General features: G+C 60.3%; 19 protein-coding genes. 11 read left to right on the top strand and 8 right to left on the bottom strand.

Annotated elements, in window-relative coordinates; genetic code table 11:
- Positions 1 to 141: 141 nt before the first annotated feature.
- From HU762_RS25580 to HU762_RS25605, 6 genes are all read left to right on the top strand, one after another.
- Complete coding sequence (locus tag HU762_RS25580; RefSeq protein WP_186641626.1) at positions 142 to 2,331, top strand: response regulator; 2,190 nt, start codon at positions 142 to 144, stop codon at positions 2,329 to 2,331.
- A gap of 657 nt (positions 2,332 to 2,988) precedes the next feature.
- Complete coding sequence (locus HU762_RS25585) at positions 2,989 to 3,402, top strand: glycine zipper domain-containing protein (RefSeq protein ID WP_186611469.1); 414 nt, start codon at positions 2,989 to 2,991, stop codon at positions 3,400 to 3,402.
- Positions 3,403 to 3,522: 120 nt separating this feature from the next.
- On the top strand, positions 3,523 to 3,696 hold the full coding sequence (locus HU762_RS25590) for a hypothetical protein (RefSeq protein WP_186641627.1): 174 nt from the start codon (positions 3,523 to 3,525) through the stop codon (positions 3,694 to 3,696).
- Between the two features lie 57 nt (positions 3,697 to 3,753).
- Positions 3,754 to 3,960 carry a hypothetical protein gene (locus HU762_RS25595; protein WP_186611467.1) on the top strand — a complete coding sequence of 69 codons (207 nt, stop codon included), beginning with the start codon at positions 3,754 to 3,756 and terminating at the stop codon, positions 3,958 to 3,960.
- An 86-nt stretch (positions 3,961 to 4,046) separates the two neighbouring features.
- Positions 4,047 to 4,415 (top strand): hypothetical protein, encoded by a 369-nt coding sequence (locus tag HU762_RS25600; RefSeq protein WP_186641629.1) that lies wholly within the window; start codon positions 4,047 to 4,049, stop codon positions 4,413 to 4,415.
- Positions 4,416 to 4,669: 254 nt separating this feature from the next.
- Positions 4,670 to 5,365: an HAD-IA family hydrolase gene (locus HU762_RS25605; protein ID WP_186641631.1), complete on the top strand. Its 696-nt coding sequence runs from the start codon at positions 4,670 to 4,672 to the stop codon at positions 5,363 to 5,365.
- A gap of 73 nt (positions 5,366 to 5,438) precedes the next feature.
- Here HU762_RS25605 and HU762_RS25610 read toward each other — a convergent pair whose 3' ends face one another.
- Positions 5,439 to 6,185 carry a 3-oxoacyl-ACP reductase family protein gene (locus HU762_RS25610; protein ID WP_186641633.1) on the bottom strand — a complete coding sequence of 249 codons (747 nt, stop codon included), beginning with the start codon at positions 6,183 to 6,185 and terminating at the stop codon, positions 5,439 to 5,441.
- A 125-nt stretch (positions 6,186 to 6,310) separates the two neighbouring features.
- Between HU762_RS25610 and HU762_RS25615 the strand changes: the two genes are divergently transcribed.
- Positions 6,311 to 7,234 carry a LysR family transcriptional regulator gene (locus HU762_RS25615; protein WP_186641635.1) on the top strand — a complete coding sequence of 308 codons (924 nt, stop codon included), beginning with the start codon at positions 6,311 to 6,313 and terminating at the stop codon, positions 7,232 to 7,234.
- Positions 7,235 to 7,243: 9 nt separating this feature from the next.
- On the opposite strand, the gene HU762_RS25620 is transcribed toward HU762_RS25615, so the two are convergent.
- From HU762_RS25620 to HU762_RS25630, 3 genes are all read right to left on the bottom strand, one after another.
- Positions 7,244 to 7,972: an aspartate/glutamate racemase family protein gene (locus HU762_RS25620; RefSeq protein ID WP_186641637.1), complete on the bottom strand. Its 729-nt coding sequence runs from the start codon at positions 7,970 to 7,972 to the stop codon at positions 7,244 to 7,246.
- A gap of 61 nt (positions 7,973 to 8,033) precedes the next feature.
- Positions 8,034 to 9,563 (bottom strand): NCS1 family nucleobase:cation symporter-1, encoded by a 1,530-nt coding sequence (locus tag HU762_RS25625; RefSeq protein WP_186641638.1) that lies wholly within the window; start codon positions 9,561 to 9,563, stop codon positions 8,034 to 8,036.
- A 453-nt stretch (positions 9,564 to 10,016) separates the two neighbouring features.
- Positions 10,017 to 10,760 carry a phosphoadenylyl-sulfate reductase gene (locus HU762_RS25630; protein WP_186641639.1) on the bottom strand — a complete coding sequence of 248 codons (744 nt, stop codon included), beginning with the start codon at positions 10,758 to 10,760 and terminating at the stop codon, positions 10,017 to 10,019.
- Positions 10,761 to 10,933: 173 nt separating this feature from the next.
- Between HU762_RS25630 and thrH the strand changes: the two genes are divergently transcribed.
- The gene (gene thrH, locus HU762_RS25635; RefSeq protein WP_186641640.1) at positions 10,934 to 11,551 is read left to right on the top strand and encodes a bifunctional phosphoserine phosphatase/homoserine phosphotransferase ThrH; all 618 of its coding nucleotides are present in this window, start codon (positions 10,934 to 10,936) and stop codon (positions 11,549 to 11,551) included.
- Between the two features lie 51 nt (positions 11,552 to 11,602).
- Here the strand turns inward: thrH and pabB are convergent, their stop codons facing one another.
- The 4 genes from pabB to HU762_RS25655 all read right to left on the bottom strand — a co-directional run bounded on the left by pabB (position 11,603) and on the right by HU762_RS25655 (position 16,264).
- Positions 11,603 to 12,946, bottom strand: coding sequence for an aminodeoxychorismate synthase component I (gene pabB, locus HU762_RS25640; RefSeq protein ID WP_186641641.1), 1,344 nt, complete (start codon positions 12,944 to 12,946; stop codon positions 11,603 to 11,605).
- Between the two features lie 257 nt (positions 12,947 to 13,203).
- A complete protein-coding gene (locus HU762_RS25645; RefSeq protein ID WP_186611457.1) occupies positions 13,204 to 14,190 on the bottom strand; it encodes an alpha-L-glutamate ligase-like protein in 987 nt (328 codons plus the stop codon).
- Positions 14,190 to 15,722 carry an inactive transglutaminase family protein gene (locus HU762_RS25650; protein ID WP_186641642.1) on the bottom strand — a complete coding sequence of 511 codons (1,533 nt, stop codon included), beginning with the start codon at positions 15,720 to 15,722 and terminating at the stop codon, positions 14,190 to 14,192. The genes HU762_RS25645 and HU762_RS25650 overlap by 1 nt, the downstream gene beginning before the upstream one ends.
- Positions 15,723 to 15,727: 5 nt before the next feature.
- The gene (locus HU762_RS25655) at positions 15,728 to 16,264 is read right to left on the bottom strand and encodes an ATP-dependent zinc protease (protein WP_186641643.1); all 537 of its coding nucleotides are present in this window, start codon (positions 16,262 to 16,264) and stop codon (positions 15,728 to 15,730) included.
- A gap of 279 nt (positions 16,265 to 16,543) precedes the next feature.
- Between HU762_RS25655 and HU762_RS25660 the strand changes: the two genes are divergently transcribed.
- From HU762_RS25660 to prpC, 3 genes are read left to right on the top strand one after another with little or no spacing between them, the layout of a single operon-like run.
- Positions 16,544 to 17,257 carry a GntR family transcriptional regulator gene (locus HU762_RS25660; protein WP_186641645.1) on the top strand — a complete coding sequence of 238 codons (714 nt, stop codon included), beginning with the start codon at positions 16,544 to 16,546 and terminating at the stop codon, positions 17,255 to 17,257.
- Complete coding sequence (gene prpB, locus HU762_RS25665; RefSeq protein WP_186641647.1) at positions 17,254 to 18,138, top strand: methylisocitrate lyase; 885 nt, start codon at positions 17,254 to 17,256, stop codon at positions 18,136 to 18,138. Before HU762_RS25660 ends, prpB begins: the two co-directional genes overlap by 4 nt.
- Before the next feature lie 41 nt (positions 18,139 to 18,179).
- The gene (prpC, locus tag HU762_RS25670; protein WP_186641649.1) at positions 18,180 to 19,307 is read left to right on the top strand and encodes a 2-methylcitrate synthase; all 1,128 of its coding nucleotides are present in this window, start codon (positions 18,180 to 18,182) and stop codon (positions 19,305 to 19,307) included.
- The last annotated feature ends 119 nt before the right edge of the window (positions 19,308 to 19,426 follow it).

Below are 19,426 nucleotides of genomic sequence, written 5' to 3' on the forward strand. Positions count from 1 at the left end.
CGCCCCTCACCCCCCATTTGCCCCTCCGGCGCATCCCACAATCCAATCGCGCATCCGCACAAGGCGGGGGATAATACGGCCCAGCTTGGGGTTACAAGCGCTACCCTAGTTGGTATTGGCGGCTGAGAAGGATCGAACGCAATGACAGATTGGCTGCAAAGCTATGGCGAAATGGCTGGGCGGGTACGCCGTCATGATTGGAACGGCACCTCCCTCGGACCTTTGGATAAGTGGCCCGATGTGCTGAAGACCACGGTGGCGCTGAGCCTTGCTTCCCATTTTCCCCAGGCCATCATCTGGGGGCCCGAACTGGTCACGCTTTACAACGATGCGTTCGCCCCCATTCTCGGCAGTAAACCCGAAGCGCTGGGCCGACCGTATGATGAAGTCTGGCAAGAAGCCTGGAGCGAAATCAGTCCGATCATGCAGGCGGCCTTTGAGGGTCAAGCCACCTTCATTGAGAACTTCCCGCTGGTCATTGAACGCGGTGGTGGCCCTGAACAGGCCTATTTCACTTTCTGCTACAGCCCCATTCGTGACCAGTTCGGCAAGGTCGTGGGCGTGTTGGATACGGTCACCGAGACCACCTCCACGGTGTTCATGACTCAGCGGCTCGCCGTGCTTGATGCCATTGGCAGCGCCGTGGCGAATGCCACCGATCCGCAGACCATCATGGCGACCACTACGCGCATTCTGGCGGCGCACCTGAAGTTGTCCAATTGTGCCTACGCGGACATGGATGAAGACGAGGACGGTTTCACCATTCGCGGCGATTGGGCGAGAGCCGGGTCGCCTAGCATCGTCGGACATTACCGACTGGCGGATTTCGGTCGACTGGCCGTGGCCAATCTGCGGGCCGGCAAGCCATTGGTGCTGAACGATAACCTGGCGGAACTCGAACCAGAGGAAGCGGCAACCTTCCAATCGATCGGTATCGCGGCCACCATTTGCGTTCCGTTGATAAAGAACGGGCGTTTGACCGCACTGATGGCAATTCACGACAAAACGCCTAGGGTCTGGTCTTCCAAAGATCTGGCGTTGCTGATGGAAGTCACGGAGCGATCCTGGGCCCACATCGAGCGCGCCCGCGCGGACGCCGCGGTACGTGAAGGCTTGGCCGCACTGGCTGAATTGAATGCGACCCTGGAGCAACGGGTCGAGGAACGCACCGCGCGACTGAAGCAGACCGAAGCGGCGCTTCGTCAGTCGCAGAAGCTCGAAGCCATAGGCCAGCTCACTGGCGGTGTCGCCCATGATTTCAATAATCTACTGACAATCATCCGCTCCTCCGTCGATTTCCTGCGGATGCCCAATCTGTCCGATGAGCGCCGGCAGCGCTACATGTCAGCTGTTGCCGAGACGGTGGAGCGCGCATCGAAGCTGACCAGCCAGTTGCTCGCGTTTGCCCGCCGCCAGCCCTTGAAACCGGAAGTCATCGAGGTGGGCAAGCAGGTGCAGAGCCTGGGAGACATGCTGGAAACCGTGACTGGCGCACGAATACGCGTCAAGGTCGAGTTGTGCGACCGACCTTGTTATATCCGCGCTGATTTAAGCCAGTTCGAAACGGCCATCATCAACATGGCGTTGAACGCCCGGGACGCCATGAACGGCCAGGGAACGCTGTGGCTCAGGCTCAATTGCGGTGCCGGCATACCGCCGATCCGTGGCCATGCCGGGGCGGCGCAGGCTTTTGCTGCCATCGCCCTGGAGGATACCGGCACCGGGATCGCTCCGGAGATACTCGAACACATCTTCGAACCGTTTTTCACCACCAAGGAAGTGGGCAAGGGTACGGGGCTGGGGTTGTCCCAGGTGTTTGGTTTCGCCAAACAGTCGGGTGGCAACGTCGACGTTTCCACCGTTGTCGGAAAGGGGACCCTGTTCACCTTGTATCTTCCGGAAGTGGAAGCTCAAGAAGTGCATTTACCTCCCATGGAGGAAACCCCGCATTTGAGGTTGGAAAAGGGCCGGCGCCGGGTACTGGTCGTGGAAGACAACCTGGAAGTCGGGCGTTTCGCCAACCAGATTCTGCAAGACCTAGGGTACGAAACGGCCTGGGCGACCAACGCTGAGCAGGCACTGGAAATGGTCGGCCAGGATGCGATGGCGTTCGATGCGATATTTTCCGATGTGCTTATGCCTGGCATCAGTGGCATTGCGATGGCCAGGCAGCTGCGCCAGCGTCGCCCGGATCTACCCGTGGTGTTGACGTCTGGCTACAGCGAAGAGTTGGCTCGTAGCGGGCATGAGGGTTTCGAGTTTTTGTCCAAACCCTATTCCGCCGATCAGGTTTCCCGTGTCTTGAGCCGGACGCTGCTGGGCACCGAATGAATGTTTTCTTTTCGAAACAGCGCATTCCATTCGTCGGTCAAGGGTGTCAACGAACGGCCAGTCTGTTGATGACCGACTAGTCTCTTTGCTGTGAGGATCGATATCTCCAGGCGATCGTTTGTTGCCGGTATCGACCTTGGCGAAAGGGGAAATGCGATGGGAGCACCGTACAGCGAGGAAAACGGAGCCGCGTATCCGGTCAACGAAGGACTGCAATGTGGCCAGTCGGCGTATCGATCAGACTTTGGCGATGAGCCAATCAAGTCCATCAGGACGAAGGTTGCCAAAGTGCAGCGAGGGGAAAGGGCCAAGTTTTTGCCCAAGGTTCCTATCAGGAAATAACGTAAGCACAGCCCCGTCACCGAATGGGGCTTTTTTTTTTCAGTTATTTTTAGAGAATTGGACGTTTCGTAAATATTTTTAATCTTTTTCCTACAGACAATTGCTTTCACGTTTCTTTCACACTCGCACGCGTAGTCTCAGCTCATCCGTTAGAAAGCAGTACCTGCCCGTTTCCCCAGCGGGCTTTTTTTTGCCTGTCATAAAACTACCCTCGTGTTTGTGGTCCAACCGTCATGGCTGACGCGGTTTGGCGTACACTCGCGCTCGCGCGCATCGGCCATCTACCCCTGATGCGGCATTCTTGAGGTTTTTATCATGCGTTTGACTTTGTCCACCTTGGTGCTTGGGCTTGTGGTCGCTCAGGGCGCAATGGCCGCTGGCGACGGTACCGCTGCGGTCGGCGGTGGTCTTGGCGGTGTCTTGGGTAACGTGGTCGGCCAGCAGATGGGCGGCAGCACAGGCGCTGCGATTGGCGCCGGTGTCGGTGGCGCAGCCGGCAGCGCGGTGGGGGCTCGCAAGGGCAGCCGTACGGAAGCGGCCATTGGCGGTGGCCTGGGTTCGGCCGGCGGTTCGATTGTGGGCAACCGCCTGGGCGGTTCTACCGGGTCGACCATTGGCGCGGGCGTCGGCGGTGCGGCTGGCGGAGCGTTGGGCAGCAACCTGTCCAACGATAACGACGGCCATTCCGGTGGCAAGAAGAAGCACAAGCACAAGAGAAAACACCGCTGAGCGGACGCTTGATTGAAGAGACCCGGCCTAGTGCCGGGTTTTTTCTTATTGGGCATTTCCCGGAACGTTTGCCCGACCACCGCCTCGAACGCATACACACTTGCAATAGTGAGGTCTGCCATGACGCCGGAAACCGAAGGCAAGGAAGAAAAAGGCCCCTCGGGCGTTCCGTTCATCAATGATCCGGGCGTGAATGACCCGGGCAATGAAGATCCAGGTTCGCTGATGGACGACGCTCAGGTTCCGCTGATCGAGGATGAAGATACTGAGCATGAAGATGAATCCTACGATTGAAGCTGCCCAAGCGCAGCGCCGATGTCCTCGTAAAACTGCATGATCAGGAGATTTGCCATGACTGCCGACTCGCCTGTCCCAGACGATGATGAAACCCCGGAATATCCGTTGCCATCGCCAACCGACTCCCTGAGTCGCGATCAGCGTCCACCTGAGGACGAGGAGGCCGGTGTAGAACAAGTACCAAGCGACGACCAGGATGTCGAGGCGACTCCGGACGACCCGGACATTGCCGGTGACGACGCTTCCGGCAAGCCAAGCTGATTGACAATCCGCCCGTCGATTTTGCGGCACCATCGGCGTGCCAGGGGTGCCAGACGTCAGGTAGTCATCTTAAAAGGAGATTGACCATGATGAAGTCAAACCTGAAGGCTTTGGCACTCGCCGGTGTTCTTTGTGCCAGTCCGTTGGCGGTTTTCGCCCAGTCCTCGGACGACGCACCCGTGGACAAGGGAGGCATGCCGCCCTCGACCCAGATGGACGCCGGATCCACCACCGAGCAGACCGGCAACGCCTTGCCTCCCGGTTCTGTGGGTGGCGGCAATGGTGGCGATGCCAGCGGCAGCAGCACCAGTCCGGGAACCGGCAGTGGCTCGACCAGCGGTGGCAGTACGATGGGTGGCGGATCTTCCGGCTCAAGCAGTGGAACCGGTAGCAGCAGCGGTGGCAGCTCAAGCGGCGGCGAATCAGGCTCCGGTTCGGGTGCATCCGGCGGCTAGGGCACAACCCACTGTCGATCACCCCTGTGTTCGTGGCGAGGGATTCTGTTCCTTTGGGGGCGAAGCGCCCCCAAAGGCAGCCCGTCGCTGCCCGGTCAAGCAGCAGCTCATCCCTCGCCACCTCGTTACGAAAATTTCCCATTGCTTGCATCCAGCGCGCCTCGTTATTCTGCTGAATCCTTTAAGGCGAACACGTTGCGCTGGCCGCACCTGAGCCCTCCCTGAAATGTTGTGTTAATAACGGATCAGATGCGATGAATGCACCGCTGAAAAAGTTTGGCCCGATCAAAGCCGTGATCTTCGACATGGATGGCCTGCTGTTGGACACCGAAGGCATCTATACAGAGGTTACGTCCTTCATTGCCGAGCGCTACGGGCGTACGTTCGACTGGAGCCACAAGCAGAACATCATCGGGCGCGGCGCGGGTGACCTGGCTCGTTATGTGGTCCAGGCGCTGGAGCTGCCGATCACCCCGGAAGAGTTCCTGGTCATCCGCGAACCGCTGATGCGCGAACGTTTTCCTCATGCCCTGGCGATGCCCGGCGCTGAAGAATTGGTGCGCCATTTGAAGGCCCATGACGTGCCCATCGCGGTAGGAACCAGTTCGGCTCGCCAGTCGTTCGAGCTGAAAACCACGCTGCACCGGGACTGGTTCGCGTTGTTCGATTTCATCGTGACGGCGGATGATCCGGAAGTGGGCGCGGCCAAACCGGCGCCGGATATCTTCCTCACTGCGGCCCGTCGCCTCGGCGTTGCGCCGAAAGATTGTCTGGTCTTCGAGGATTCGCCGTTCGGCGTGACGGCGGCAAAAGCCGCGGGCATGACCGCTATCGCTATTCCGGATTCGGCCATGGCTGACGAGAAGTATGCCCATGCCGACGGGATCATTCGCTCGCTCAAGCTGTTCCAGCCAAGCCTGTGCGGTTTGCCAGAGATGGAGTGGGCCTGACGACACACTGCGAGGCAACGCAAAAACGCCGGTCATGGCTCAACCATGACCGGCGTTTTTGTGTGGCTTGGGATCAGGCGCCAAAGCCGCCGTCGATGGTCAGGCTGGCCCCGGTGATATAGGCCGCTTCCGGGCCTGCCAGATAGGCAACGAAGCTGGCGATTTCTTCCACCGTGCCATAACGCCCTACAGCCATGAGATCCATCAGGCTGGACGCGAAGTCGCTGTCTGCTGGATTCATGTCAGTGTCCACTGGACCGGGCTGCACGTTGTTGACGGTGATACCCCGTGGGCCGAGGTCGCGCGCCAGGCCTTTGGTCAGGCCCACCAGGGCAGACTTGCTCATGGCGTAAGGTGCACCGCCCGCGAAGGGCATGCGGTCGGCGTTGGTGCTGCCGATGTTGATGACTCGACCGCCTTCGGTCATGTGGCGCGCGGCGGCCTGGGTGGCGACAAAGACGCTGCGCACGTTGACGGCCAGGGTCCGGTCGAAATCCTCCAGCTTGAACTCGTCCAGCGGTGCCATCGCCAGGACACCGGCGTTGTTGACCAGGATGTCCAGCCGGCCAAAAGCGTCCACAGTCGCATCGACGGCGCTGCGGATGGCGTCGGCGTCAGCGCTGTCAGCCTTGATCGCCAAGGCCTTGCCACCGGCTGCGGTGATGCTGTTCTGCAGTTCTTCGGACTTGGCGGCGGAACTGACGTACGTGAAGGCGACTGCAGCGCCTTGCGCAGCGAGGCGTTTGACGATGGCGGCGCCGATGCCGCGGGAACCGCCTTGGATCAAGGCGACTTTACCGTTCAGTGTCTGATTGCTCATGGAGGTCTCCAAAGGTGCCGAGGCGAGGTGCCGCGGTTGATGGGGCGAGTATCAAGACTCGGCTGACGGCTGTGTAGACCTCCTTTGATATAGTCTGTGTGAACCAAAAGTTTATAGTGAGCGCCATGGAGACTTTCAGCAGTATCGAATGCTTCGTCCGCAGCGCCGAGGTCGGCAGTTTTGCCGAGGCAGCGCGACGCTTGAGCCTGACCCCGGCGGCGGTGGGCAAAAGCGTGGCCAAGCTTGAAGCGCGCCTGGGCGTGCGGCTGTTCCAGCGCAGCACTCGCAGCCTGACACTGACCGAGGCCGGGCAGTTGTTCCTGCGAGAAGTGGGCAGCAGTTTCAATACGATCCAGAACGCCGTCGCCAACCTGGCCAGCGCCGGTGGGCAGCCAGCCGGTACGCTTAAGGTGAGCATGGGCACGGCGTTCGGACGACTGTTTGTCGTGCCATTACTAGGGGAATTCCTGCGGCGGTACCCGGCGATCAACCCGGACTGGCATTTCGATAATCGCCAGGTTGACCTGATCGGGCAGGGCTTCGACGCGGCCATCGGGGGCGGGTTCGAGCTGCCTCAAGGCGTGGTGGCGCGCAAACTGACGGTGGCACATCGGGTGTTGGTCGCGTCCGAAGGTTATCTACAGAATCATGCTGCGATCACTGAGCCGCAAGATCTGGCGCACCATCAAGGCATCCTGATTCGTTCGCCACAGACCGGGCGTGTCCGTTCCTGGCAACTGACCAATCGCAACCGGGAACATAGCCCGCTGATGCTCAAGGCGCGCATGACTATGAGTGACTCGGAAGCCGACTGCGCGGCCGCCGCCCAAGGGTTGGGGATCGGGCTGGTGAGCATGCCGATCGCCATTCCTTTCCTGGAGTCCGGGGGGTTGCAGCGAGTCCTGCCAGACTGGTACGTCGATGACGGCAACATCTCCATTTATTACGCCGAGCACAAACTGCTGCCGGGCAAGACCCGGGCGTTCGTGGATTTCATCATTGAACAGTTTGCCGAGCAGGGGCTTGCGCAGCGGTTCAGCGCGGTCTGAAGTTTGAACTCATCGCGCAAACCGCCCCGGCCAGCCAATGATGGTCTTCGGTCGGGGCGTCGCGTAGGTGCGTACTTTTGACGTCGACAAGCCCAAGCGCACCAGTGATTCGGCGATGGTCACCGCTGCGGTTACCCCATCGACCACCGGCACGCCAGTGCGCTGGCGGATCTGTTCATCGAGCCCGGCCATGCCGCCGCAACCCAGGCAGATGACCTCGGCCTTGTCCTGGCTGACCGCCAGTTCGGCCTGGTACACGATGGCTTCGAGTGCCCGTTGTGGATCCTGCTCAAGTTCCAGCACCGCCAGGCCACTGGCCCGCACAGAGGCACAGCGGTCGAACAGTCCTGAGAGCTTGAGGCGGTCCTCGATCAGCGGCACCGTGCGGTCCAAGGTAGTGACAACCGAATAGGCATGACCGAGGAACATCGCGGTGCTGGCGCCGGCATCGGTGATGTCCACCACCGGCACGTTCAGCAGCTCCTGCAAACCTTCGCGGCCATGTTCGCCATAACCGGCTTGGATGACCGCGTCGAACGGCTGGTCGTAAGACATCACCCGGTCCATCACGGCGATTGCTGCCAGATAGCTTTCAAAGTTGCCTTCGATGGAGTCGGCACCAAAATGCGGCGTCAACCCGATGATCTCGGTGCCCGGCGCGGCTACGGCCTGGGCCTGTCGGGCGATGGCCTGGGTGATGGATTCGGTGGTGTTGACGTTGACGACAAGAATTCGCATGAGCTGTCCTTTTTAAACACATACATGAGCGGCCCGCACCTGACGGGCCACCGGTCATGGATCAATGGCTGACGTTATCCACGGCGATGGATTCGCCGCTGACGTCCTCGTAATACGGCTGGCGCTTGGCAATGATCAGGTACAGCAACCCTGCAATCGAAGCGCCAATCAGCCAGGAAAACGGTGAAACGCTGTCGAAACCGGGCACCAGCGCCAGGATAATCGCGATCAGCGCCGCAGGAATGAACGCTCCCACCGCCCGCAGATTGACCCCATTGCTGTAGAAATACGCACCATTTGGGTCCTCGCTGTACAGTTGCGGCACGTTGATGCGGCCTTTTCGCAGCAGCCAGTAATCGACCATGATCACGCCGTACAACGGCCCGAGCAGGGCGCCGAGGCCGGACAGGAAATACACAATCACTAGCGGGCTGTTGTACAGGTTCCATGGCAGGATCAGCACGGCAATGGCGGCGCTGATCAGCCCGGCGCGACGGAAGTTCAGGTATTTGGGCGCCAGATTGCTGAGCACGAAGGCCGGGGCGACGAAGTTGGCCATGATGTTCACCGCCACGGTCACGATCAGGAACGCCAGGCAGCCGAGCACCAGGAAAAAGGTGTTGGGGATCGAGGCGATGACCTGGGTCGGGCTTTCGATGATCTGGCCGTTGATCTGGAACTGCGCACCGCACAGCAGGATTGTGATCGCGGCAAACAGCAGAATGTTTACCGGCAAGCCCCAGAAGTTTCCGACGACTATGGTCCGACGGCACGGCGAAGACCGGGCGAAGTCGCAGAAATTGAGAATCAGCGTGCCATAGATGGCCAGCCACAACGCGCCACCGGCGAATATGTTGCGCCACATCTCGCCGCCGGTCAGCGGTTCACGGATTGACCACGCGATGGTGGCATCGGCCTGGATGTACATCCAACCGGCCAGCGCCGCGACTGTCACCAGGATGACTGGCCCGGCAAAGCCTTCGTAACGGCGCACCGTTTCCATGCCGTAGGCCAGGATCATCAGTTGCACGAACCAAATCGCCACGAAGCACACCCAGCCCAGGCTCGATAGCCCAAGGATCGAGTTGTGATCGTACTCGGCGAAGCCAGGATGGATCGCGGTCAACAGCACTCGGAACACCACCGAAGCGAGGTATGTCTGAATGCCGAACCAGGCGATGGCAATGACTGCCCTGATCAGCGCAGGAATCTGCGCGCCGTGGATGCCGAAACTGATTCGGCTGATGACGGGAAACGGCACCCCGGTCTTTTGTCCCATGTACCCGGACAGGTTCATGAAGCCATACACCAACGCCGCGCCGATTCCCAGGGACAGGAGGATCTGCCAGCCGCCCAGGCCCAGTGCGTACAGGCCGATGGCAAATGAGTAATTGGCGATGTTGTGCACATCGTTGGTCCACAAGGCGAAGATGCTGTAGCGGCCCCAGCGGCGGCCTTCGGCCTTGGTCGGTGCGAGATCCTTATTGTGTAGCCTGGGGCTCAACGTGGGAAGGACTGCGGTGGGGTCATCAAAGGCAGTAGTCGGGGAGGGCAGATCCAGCGCGATATTATTGGAGAGACTTGTACGCATTCCGGCAGGCTCCTGATTCTCAGGGCCGCGATGACTGTGCATGAGCGCGGGGCTCGGCAGATCTTCGTCGCGGCGGGGCGAGCAATCATTGATTACGGGGCATCTGCAGCCTGTACGGGATAGGGCGCTTCAGGCTGTCGGATCTAAAGTGTGTGTACGTTTCCGTATAGTTGTATACAAAACGCATGTCTACTAAAGCCAGTTTTATGCCAAACCGGAATCTATAAAACGCCTGCTTAATTTCGTTTCGTTCTCTGTTACGACTAACTAACTGAAATACAACTTTTAAAAATTGACCATTTGAACAGGTATTTCTAAAAGCGAGGCGAGTGCGAGGACGGTCAGGCAGGCTGACCATGGGACGGGGTGTAACTTTTTCGCGCAGGGTGAGCGATGAGTGCACACAAAAATGGCACCTGAGGTGACATTTTTGTGTACAGGGATAGCGTCTCGTCAGAGCGTCTTGGATTTGGCGATGATGTTGCCGGCGTGCAGCCCGCATTCCTTCTGCGTAGCTTCTTCCCACCACCAACGACCTTCCCGCTCGTGCTGGTTCGGCAGGACCGGACGGGTGCAAGGCTCGCAGCCGATGCTGATGAAGCCGCGTTCATGCAGGCTGTTGTAAGGCAGCTCCAGCATGCGGATGTAGCCCCAGACTTCTTCGCTGGTCATCTGCGACAGCGGGTTGAACTTGTACAGGGTGCGCTCGGGGGTGGAAAACGCTGTGTCGATTTCCAGCACTGCCACCTGGCTGCGGGTGCCGGGGCTCTGGTCGCGGCGCTGGCCGGTAGCCCAGGCGCGGACATCGGTCAGCTTGCGTCGCAGCGGCTCGATCTTGCGGATGCCGCAGCACTCGCCGTGGCCGTCTTTGTAGAAGCTGAACAAGCCTTTTTCCTTCACGAAGGGTTCAAGTTTCGTGTAGTCCGGCGAAACCAGCTCGATATCGATCTTGTAATGCTCGCGCACCTGGTCGATGAACCGATAGGTTTCCGGATGCAGGCGACCGGTGTCGAGGCTGAACACTTTGACGTTCTTGTTCAGTTTCCAGGCCATATCCACCAGCACCACGTCTTCGGCGCCGCTGAAAGATATCCACAGATCGTCGCCGAACTCGGCGAAGGCCAGCTTGAGGATGTCCTGCGGGGACTTGTTGGCATAGGTCGTGGCGAGTTCCACGATGTCAAACGTTGGGCTCATCAGGGCGGTTTCCTACAGGTCGGTGGCGCTGGGCGCTCTATATGGGGCTGATGGTAACAAAAAGCTGCCGGGGCTGGCGCGCTCCTGTGCGTTGCGCAGGCTTCGTTGAATGGCTAGAGTCGGCAGTCCTTTGGTTCGCTCAACCGATAAACATCAAAAAATGGGAGTGTCTTGTGGAAATTGCCTGTCTCGACCTGGAAGGTGTGCTGGTCCCGGAGATCTGGATCGCCTTCGCTGAAAAAACCGGGATTCCATCCCTCAGGGCAACCACTCGGGACATCCCCGACTACGACGTGTTGATGAAACAGCGGTTGCGCATCCTCGATGAGCATGGCCTCAAGCTCTCCGACATTCAGGAGGTGATCGCCACCCTCAAGCCACTGGACGGTGCCATCGAATTCGTCGATTGGCTGCGCGAGCGCTTCCAGGTGGTGATTCTTTCCGACACGTTCTATGAATTTTCCCAGCCGCTGATGCGCCAGCTGGGCTTTCCGACGTTGCTTTGCCACCGGCTGATTACCGACGATGGCGGGCGGGTGACGGGCTATCAGTTGCGTCAGAAGGATCCGAAACGGCAGTCGGTCCTGGCCTTCAAGAGCCTGTACTACCGTGTGATTGCAGCGGGGGATTCCTACAACGACACGACGATGCTCGGTGAAGCCGACGCCGGGATTCTGTTCCATGCGCCTGACAATGTGATCCGCGAATTCCCGCAGTTCCCGGCGGTGCATACCTTTGCCGAGTTGAAGCAGGAGTTCATCAAGGCTTCGAACCGCCCGCTGAGTCTGTAGACCTGAGCGGGTGATCGTTCCTACGTGAGCGTGGGAGCGATCACTGAAGTCCTAAAGTTCCTGCAGGGTTTCGAGCAAGACCCGGACCTTGGTCATCGATTCCTGATACTCGGCTTCCCAATCCGAGTCCGCGACAATCCCGCCGCCACCCCAGCAGCACACCCGCCCATCCTTGACCAGCAAACTGCGGATGGCGATGGAGCTGTCCATTTCCCCGCGCACGTCCAGGTACAGCAATGAGCCGCAATAGAGTCCGCGTCGGGTCGGTTCGAGTTCGTCGATGATCTGCATGGCGCGGATCTTCGGCGCGCCGGTGATCGAGCCGCCGGGAAAACTGCCGGCGATCAGGTCAAGGGCGTCCTTGTCTTCGGCCAGCTCGCCAGTCACGCTGCTGACCAGGTGATGCACGTTCGGGTAGCTTTCCAGGCTGAACAACTCCGGCACCCGTACCGAGCCAACGCGGCAGGTGCGGCCCAGGTCGTTGCGCAGCAAGTCGACGATCATCAGGTTTTCGGCGCGGTCCTTCGGGCTGGCCAAAAGATCAGCGGCGTGGGCGACGTCTTCCTCGGGCGTTGTGCCCCGGGGCCGGGTGCCCTTGATCGGTCGGGTTTCCACTTGGCCTTCGCTGACCTTGACGAAGCGCTCCGGGGACAGGCTCAGCACGGCGCCGCCATCGGGCAGGCTCTGGAAACCGGAAAACGGCGTCGGGCACGCGGCTCGCAGCGCCTGGTAAGCGGCCCAGGCATCACCCTGGCAGGGGGCGCGAAAGCGTTGGGCAAAGTTGACCTGGTAGCAGTCTCCGGCCTGGATATACGCCTGGATACGCTCGAATGCTTGCCGATAGTCCTCGGCGCTGAGGTCGGGCGTCATCGGGCCTTGGAGGTTGAACGCAGTGACGGGCGCCGGGTTTGGACGGGCGAACAGCTCGATCAGTCGCTGGCGTTCGCTTTCGCCGCAGTGGGGATGGAAGACCAGTTGGCTTGTGCGGGCCTGATGGTCGGTGATCAGCGCCCAGTCATACAGGCCGAAGCGCGCGTCTGGCAGTTGCAGGTCGTCCTTGGCATGGGAAGGCAGGGCCTCCAGATGCCGGCCAAAGTCATAACTTAGATAGCCGATCAGGCCACCGGCGAACGGCAGCTGCACCGTGGGCGGCAGCTCTGCGTGGCCCAGTTGCGTCAGATGCGTGCGAAGGCGTCGCAGGAAATCGCTGCCACTTTCGTCCGGTAACACCGCCAGTTGCACCAGCGACCAAGCGCTGAGCAGGTCGTACCGCCCGCGCTCGGCACTCGGCCGGCCGCTGTCGAGCAGCACGCTGCCGGGAGCATGGCGGATCGCCGCGAAGTAGTCGGCGGGGTTGGCACGGTAGGGCAGCGGGTGTACGGAGCAGGTTGGCATGGGCGGGGCGGGTCAGCCGTTCCGGGGGGGGGGCGATTGTAATCCCCTGTAGGATTTGCTCCTAGAGGGATGTCGGTATTGAACAGGTCTGAAGCTTCAATGAGACCCGTGGCGAGGGAGCTTGCTCCCGCTGGGCAGTTGAGCGCGATCATTCTGATACACCGAGGTGCTGGGCTTTGGGGTTGCTGCGCAACCCAGCGGGAGCAAGCTCCCTCGCCACAGGGTTCAACCTTCAGCTTCGGTTTTCATCCTCAGCTTCAACCCTCAACCGGCGGAATATGCCCAAACAATTCCTGGGCAAACGCCACGCGTTCTTCCACGGTTTCGATAACGCCGCGGGCCTTGAGCTCTTCCAGGCGGGCTTCCACGGCATGGGTGCGCAAGGTCAGGCCGCAGTCGTTGGCAATCTGGATGTTCAGGCCCGGTCGGGCGTTCAGTTCCAGGATCAACGGGCCTTTTTCCTGGTCCAGCACCATGTCGACACCGATGTAGCCCAGCCCGCAGAGTTCATAGCAACCGGCGGCCAGTTTCATGAAACCGTCCCAATAGGGCAGTTGCACGCCATCCACTGCGTTGGTGGTGTCGGGATGCTTGGTAATGATGTTGTTCAACCAGGTGCCGCGCAGCGTCAGGCCCGTGGCGAGGTCAACGCCGACGCCGATGGCGCCCTGGTGCAGGTTGGCCTTGCCGCCGGACTGACGGGTCGGCAGTCGCAGCATGGCCATCACCGGATAGCCCATCAGCACGATGATACGGATGTCCGGCACGCCTTCGTAGCTGATGCTCTTGAAGATCTGGTCTGGGGTCACGCGGTATTCGATCAGCGCGCGGTCACGGTGTCCGCCAAGGGAGTACAGGCCCGTAAGGATGCTGGAGATGTGGTGCTCGATTTCCTCGTGGCTGATGATTTTGCCAGACACGGTTCGATAGCGGCCCTCGAAGCGGTCGGCGATCACGATGATGCCGTCGCCCCCGGCGCCCTGGGCCGGCTTGATCACGAAATCGGTACGCCCGCCGATGATTTCGTCGAGCTTGTCGATTTCCTTCTCGGTGGAAATCACTCCATACAGCTCCGGTACGTGAATACCGGCAACGATCGCCCGCTCCTTGGTGATGATCTTGTCATCGACGATGGGGTACAGGCTGCGCTTGTTGTACTTGAGCACGTAGTCGGCGTTACGCCGATTGATGCCCATGATGCCCCGGGCTTCCAGGGCCTTCCAGGTTTTCCAGAGGCCGAACATCAGGAGTCAGCCTTGACGAAAGCCTTGAACCGCACCAGCTCGGTCAGGCGGTAGCCGCGATAACGACCCATGGCCAGCATGAAGCCCACCAGGATCAGCAGGACCGCCGGGAAGGTGAACACGAAATACACCAGCTCCGGCACGCTCATGATCAGGTGCGCCAGCGACGCGGCGAACAGCGTGCCGATGGCGACTTTCATCGCGTGGCCGGCGCCGCGTTCTTCCCAGGTAATGGACAGGCGTTCGATGGTCATGGTCAGGATCACCATCGGGAACAGCGCCACCGACAGACCGCGCTCCAAGCCCAGCTTGTGGCTGAACAGGCTGATGGCGGCGATCAGCACCACCACGAACGTCAGCACCACCGAGAGCCTCGGCAGCATTTGCAGCTTGAGGTGCTCCAGGTACGAACGCAGCGACAGGCCCAGCGTGGTGATCACCGTGAACAGGATAATCCCGAAGCCCAACTGGGTTTCGCGGAAGGCCAGGGCGATCAGCACTGGGGTGAAGGTCCCGAGGGTTTGCAGGCCGATCAGGTTGCGCAACACCAGGATCACCAGCACGCCGATCGGGATCATCACCATGATCATGAACGTCTGCTGGGTTTGCAGCGGCAGGCCGTAGAGGGAATATTCGAGGAAGTTGGCGTCGGTGTTCTCGTCCGTCAGCTTGGCCAGGCGAATGGCGTTCATTTCGCTGTTGTTCATGCTGAAGGTGACCGTGGCTTTCTTGCCACCATCGACGGTGATCAGGTTCTCATCGCCAGTCCACCACAACAGACGGTCGGTCGGCAGGCCTTGCTCGCCGGAGTCCGGATTGAAATACAGCCAGTCGGTGCCGTTGAAACTGCGCAGCCACAGCTCGGGCGTCTGCGGCTGGTCGGCCACCAGGCGGATGGTATGGACCTTTTCCACCGGCACATGGGCGATGGACAGCACCAATTCGACGATACGCGCCTTGTTGGCCGAGGAAGGGTCACCGGCCAGCAACAGCTTGACGTTGTCGTCGTTGAGGTTGTTGACCCGCTTGATCGCTTCGCTGATGAAGGTCTCGACGTCGGCCGAGTGCTGGCGGATCGGTGCAAGCAGGGCTTCGGCGGCAAGTTTTTCCGGGCCTTCGACGGCGATGCTGTCGCGGAAGGTCGGGCCCTTGATTTTGGTTTTCTCGGCGCTGTAGCGCTTGGTCAGCACCAGGCGGTAATACAGGGTCTGGTTGCCTTTGGCACGACGGGCCGACCACGTCACCTTGCGATTGCCGTCGACCCGGTTCACCGCCACGCCGTAATTGTTGGAAATGAAACTCTCATTGAGGCTCACATAATCGCGGCTCAAGGGCGGCACAAACATCTGGATCTTCACCGGATCCTTGGCGTTGGGCACGAATTCGACCTTGGCGTCGATGTTCCACAAGTCGTCTGTGGCGTCTTCGGTGACCGGGATGCCGAGCACGAAAATCTGATAGGCCGTCACCGACAGGCCCAGCACCACCAGGATGGCGATCAGCATTTTCAAATGGAGGGTAAGGGAGCGCATTGGAATTACTCTGCGGTATGAGCGGCATTGGCGCAGGCGGGTTTGCCGGCAGCGTATTTAAGACTGGGGTCGACCAGCGCATCGAAACGCTTGAGCGCTTCGGAGCCGATCAGCAACGGGTATTGGAAGGCGCTGCGGTCGGTCAGGTTCACTTCGATGCTGCGCAGGGCAGAACCCATGCAGATGTCGAGTTCGATGACCGGCCGGGCCGTGTATTTCTTGCCTTCTTCCGGGTCGTAGTCACCGGCGCGGCGTTTGATCTTGCTGACTCGGGCCAGCGGGCGCTCGATGGGGTGCGAATGGGCTGCGTCGATGGCCAGGTAGAAACGCACCCAGGATTCGCCATTGCGCTTGAAACGCTTGATGTCCCTGGCGCTGAGGGATGCGGTCTTGGCGCCGGTGTCGAGCTTGGCGGCGACCTCCAGGTCTATGCCTTGCAGCGCAGCATATTCGTTGAGGCCGTACACGGTTTTCTCACCCGCCGCGGCAAGCCCCGGCAGGCACATGAAATAAAAAGCAGCAGATAAGGGCTTGAGTGTCATAGATCCTGGTGCGCAGCGTTCCGTTTTCGGTTCAGGCCCTGGCATTACTGCACAAGCTCCCTAGGTTGCCTCCTCTATATAGGAAGAGCGGCAATTGCGGCGGCATTCTAGCACGGTGGTTTTCTGACGCCACCGCTGGCCGGGGGCTACGAGTCGTCGGTACGGTCGGTTATGGCAGGGGCGTTTATTAGACGATTGTCGACAATACCTATTTTTGTTTTGACGTCAAGGCGGTCAAAGGGTAATTTTCGCCATATTGATCTACAAGGTGTTGACAATATGCTCGATCAGCTCGAAACTCTGATCCCGGTCCAAGACGATGTCGAGACCCTCTCGGAGAACGTCTTCCGACGCATCCAGGCGGCCATCGTCAAAGGCGAAATCGCCCCGGGCAGCAAGATCTCCGAGCCCGAGCTGGCCCGGACCTACGGCATCAGCCGTGGGCCGCTGCGCGAGGCGATCCACCGCCTGGAAGGCCAGCGCCTGCTGGTGCGCATCCCGCATGTTGGGGCGCGAGTGGTGTCGCTGAGCCATGCCGAACTGCTCGAACTCTACGAAATCCGTGAATCCCTGGAAGGCATGGCCTGCCGTCTGGCGGCCGAACGCATGACTCTCGAAGAAATCGACGAACTGCGCCGCGTGCTGGAAACCCACGAGCGCGATGCGGCGTTCCAGGCCGGTGTCGGTTACTACCAGCAGGAAGGTGATTTCGACTTTCATTACCGGATCATCCAGGGCAGCGGCAACCGCACCCTGACGCAAATGCTCTGCGGCGAGTTGTACCAACTGGTGCGCATGTATCGCATCCAGTTTTCCACCACGCCAAACCGTCCGCGCCAGGCCTTTGCCGAGCACCATCGGATTCTCGACGCCATCGCCGACCGTGACGGCGAACTGGCTGAATTATTGATGCGCCGGCACATCGGCGCCTCCAAACGCAACATTGCGCGTCATTTCCAGGACAGCGCCGCCACTGAACGAGGTGAGTCATGAGCAACAGCACTCCAGGCCAGCGTTTCCGCGATGCGGTCGCCAGCGAACATCCCCTGCAAGTGGTCGGCGCCATCAACGCCAACCACGCGCTGCTGGCCAAGCGCGCCGGTTTCAAGGCGATCTACTTGTCGGGCGGCGGCGTGGCGGCCGGTTCCCTCGGCGTGCCGGACCTGGGCATTACCGGCCTGGATGACGTGCTGACCGATGTGCGCCGCATCACCGACGTGTGTGATCTGCCGCTGCTGGTGGACGTGGACACCGGGTTTGGTTCCTCGGCGTTCAACGTCGCCCGCACGGTCAAGTCGATGATCAAGTTCGGCGCGGCGGCGATTCATATCGAGGATCAGGTCGGCGCCAAGCGTTGCGGCCATCGTCCGAACAAGGAAATCGTCTCGCAGCAGGAGATGGTCGACCGCATCAAGGCCGCCGTCGATGCCCGCACCGACGACAGTTTCGTGATCATGGCGCGTACCGATGCCCTCGCGGTGGAAGGCTTGGAATCGGCCCTGGACCGTGCGGCCGCCTGCATCGAGGCCGGTGCCGACATGATTTTCCCGGAAGCCATCACCGAGCTTGAGATGTACAAGCTGTTCGCCAACCGCGTGAAAGCGCCGATCCTGGCCAACATCACCGAATTCGGCGCGACCCCGCTGTACACCACCGAACAGCTTGCGGGTGCCGACGTGTCCCTGGTGCTGTATCCGTTGTCAGCGTTCCGCGCCATGAACAAGGCCGCCGAGAACGTCTACACCGCGATTCGCCGCGACGGCACACAACAGAATGTCATCGACACCATGCAGACCCGCATGGAGCTTTACGATCGCATCGACTATCACACGTTCGAGCAGAAGCTCGATGCGTTGTTTGCGGCGAAGAAGTAAGGCGCGACTCCCCTACAAATTCAAGAAAATGGAGACAGCAAATGGCCGAAGCAAAAGTACTCAGTGGCGCCGGGCTCCGTGGCCAGGTGGCCGGGCAAACCGCACTGTCCACCGTGGGCCAGACGGGCGCTGGCCTGACCTATCGCGGCTATGACGTTCGCGACCTGGCGGCTGACGCTCAATTTGAAGAAGTGGCTTACCTGCTGCTGTACGGCGAGCTGCCGACCCAGGCACAACTGGATGCCTACACGAGCAAGCTGCGCCAGTTGCGCGACTTGCCGCAAGCCCTGAAGGAAGTGCTGGAACGCATACCCGCCGACGCCCACCCGATGGACGTGATGCGCACCGGTTGCTCGTTCCTCGGCAATCTGGAGCCCGAGCAGGATTTTTCCGAGCAGCACGACAAGACCGATCGCCTGTTGGCCGCGTTTCCGGCGATCATGTGCTACTGGTATCGCTTCAGCCACCAAGGCCAGCGCATCGAATGCGTGACCGACGAAGTGTCCATCGGCGGCCACTTCCTGCACCTGCTGCACGGCAAGCAGCCGAGCGAGCTGCACGTCAAGGTGATGAACGTGTCGCTGATCCTTTACGCCGAACATGAATTCAACGCCTCGACCTTCACCGCCCGGGTCTGCGCTTCCACGCTGTCGGACCTGTTCTCCTGCATCACCGCTGCCATCGGCTCGCTGCGCGGCCCGTTGCATGGCGGTGCGAACGAGGCGGCGATGGAAATGATCGAACGCTTCAGCTCGCCTCAGGAAGCCATCGAAGGCACCCTCGGCATGCTGGCGCGCAAGGACAAGATCATGGGCTTCGGCCACGCGATCTATAAGGACAACGACCCGCGCAACGAGGTGATCAAGGGCTGGTCGAAAAAACTCGCCGATGAAGTCGGCGACACGGTGTTGTTCCCGGTCTCCGAAGCCATCGACAAGACTATGTGGGAACAGAAGAAGCTGTTTCCCAACGCCGATTTCTACCATGCCTCGGCGTACCACTTCATGGGCATCCCGACCAAGCTGTTTACGCCGATCTTCGTTTGCTCGCGCCTGACCGGCTGGGCCGCCCACGTGTTCGAACAACGTGCCAACAACCGCATCATCCGACCGAGCGCCGAATACACCGGCGTCGAACAGCGCAAGTTCGTGCCAATCGAACAACGCTGAGCGGGAGGGCTCGCGCGATTACTCTGATCGTTCCCACGCTCTGCGTGGGAATGCCGCCCGGGACGCTCCGCGTCCCTGTAACGCGGGAACGATCATGGTCGTGGCAAGTGCCCTTCTGA

Origin of the sequence: Pseudomonas sp. SWRI92, from assembly GCF_014268685.1 — a bacterium.
Lineage (GTDB): Bacteria > Pseudomonadota > Gammaproteobacteria > Pseudomonadales > Pseudomonadaceae > Aquipseudomonas > Aquipseudomonas marvdashtae.

Excerpts from the sequence above, each read along its gene's own strand:
- HU762_RS25580 (WP_186641626.1), top strand. The coding sequence starts at position 142 with ATGACAGATTGGCTGCAAAGCTATGGCGAAATGGCTGGGCGGGTACGC.
- HU762_RS25585 (WP_186611469.1), top strand. The coding sequence starts at position 2,989 with ATGCGTTTGACTTTGTCCACCTTGGTGCTTGGGCTTGTGGTCGCTCAG.
- HU762_RS25590 (WP_186641627.1), top strand. The coding sequence starts at position 3,523 with ATGACGCCGGAAACCGAAGGCAAGGAAGAAAAAGGCCCCTCGGGCGTT.
- HU762_RS25595 (WP_186611467.1), top strand. The coding sequence starts at position 3,754 with ATGACTGCCGACTCGCCTGTCCCAGACGATGATGAAACCCCGGAATAT.
- HU762_RS25600 (WP_186641629.1), top strand. The coding sequence starts at position 4,047 with ATGATGAAGTCAAACCTGAAGGCTTTGGCACTCGCCGGTGTTCTTTGT.
- HU762_RS25605 (WP_186641631.1), top strand. The coding sequence starts at position 4,670 with ATGAATGCACCGCTGAAAAAGTTTGGCCCGATCAAAGCCGTGATCTTC.
- HU762_RS25610 (WP_186641633.1), bottom strand. The coding sequence starts at position 6,185 with ATGAGCAATCAGACACTGAACGGTAAAGTCGCCTTGATCCAAGGCGGT.
- HU762_RS25615 (WP_186641635.1), top strand. The coding sequence starts at position 6,311 with ATGGAGACTTTCAGCAGTATCGAATGCTTCGTCCGCAGCGCCGAGGTC.
- HU762_RS25620 (WP_186641637.1), bottom strand. The coding sequence starts at position 7,972 with ATGCGAATTCTTGTCGTCAACGTCAACACCACCGAATCCATCACCCAG.
- HU762_RS25625 (WP_186641638.1), bottom strand. The coding sequence starts at position 9,563 with ATGCGTACAAGTCTCTCCAATAATATCGCGCTGGATCTGCCCTCCCCG.
- HU762_RS25630 (WP_186641639.1), bottom strand. The coding sequence starts at position 10,760 with ATGAGCCCAACGTTTGACATCGTGGAACTCGCCACGACCTATGCCAAC.
- pabB (WP_186641641.1), bottom strand. The coding sequence starts at position 12,946 with ATGCCAACCTGCTCCGTACACCCGCTGCCCTACCGTGCCAACCCCGCC.
- HU762_RS25645 (WP_186611457.1), bottom strand. The coding sequence starts at position 14,190 with ATGTTCGGCCTCTGGAAAACCTGGAAGGCCCTGGAAGCCCGGGGCATC.
- HU762_RS25650 (WP_186641642.1), bottom strand. The coding sequence starts at position 15,722 with ATGCGCTCCCTTACCCTCCATTTGAAAATGCTGATCGCCATCCTGGTG.
- HU762_RS25655 (WP_186641643.1), bottom strand. The coding sequence starts at position 16,264 with ATGACACTCAAGCCCTTATCTGCTGCTTTTTATTTCATGTGCCTGCCG.
- HU762_RS25660 (WP_186641645.1), top strand. The coding sequence starts at position 16,544 with ATGCTCGATCAGCTCGAAACTCTGATCCCGGTCCAAGACGATGTCGAG.
- prpB (WP_186641647.1), top strand. The coding sequence starts at position 17,254 with ATGAGCAACAGCACTCCAGGCCAGCGTTTCCGCGATGCGGTCGCCAGC.
- prpC (WP_186641649.1), top strand. The coding sequence starts at position 18,180 with ATGGCCGAAGCAAAAGTACTCAGTGGCGCCGGGCTCCGTGGCCAGGTG.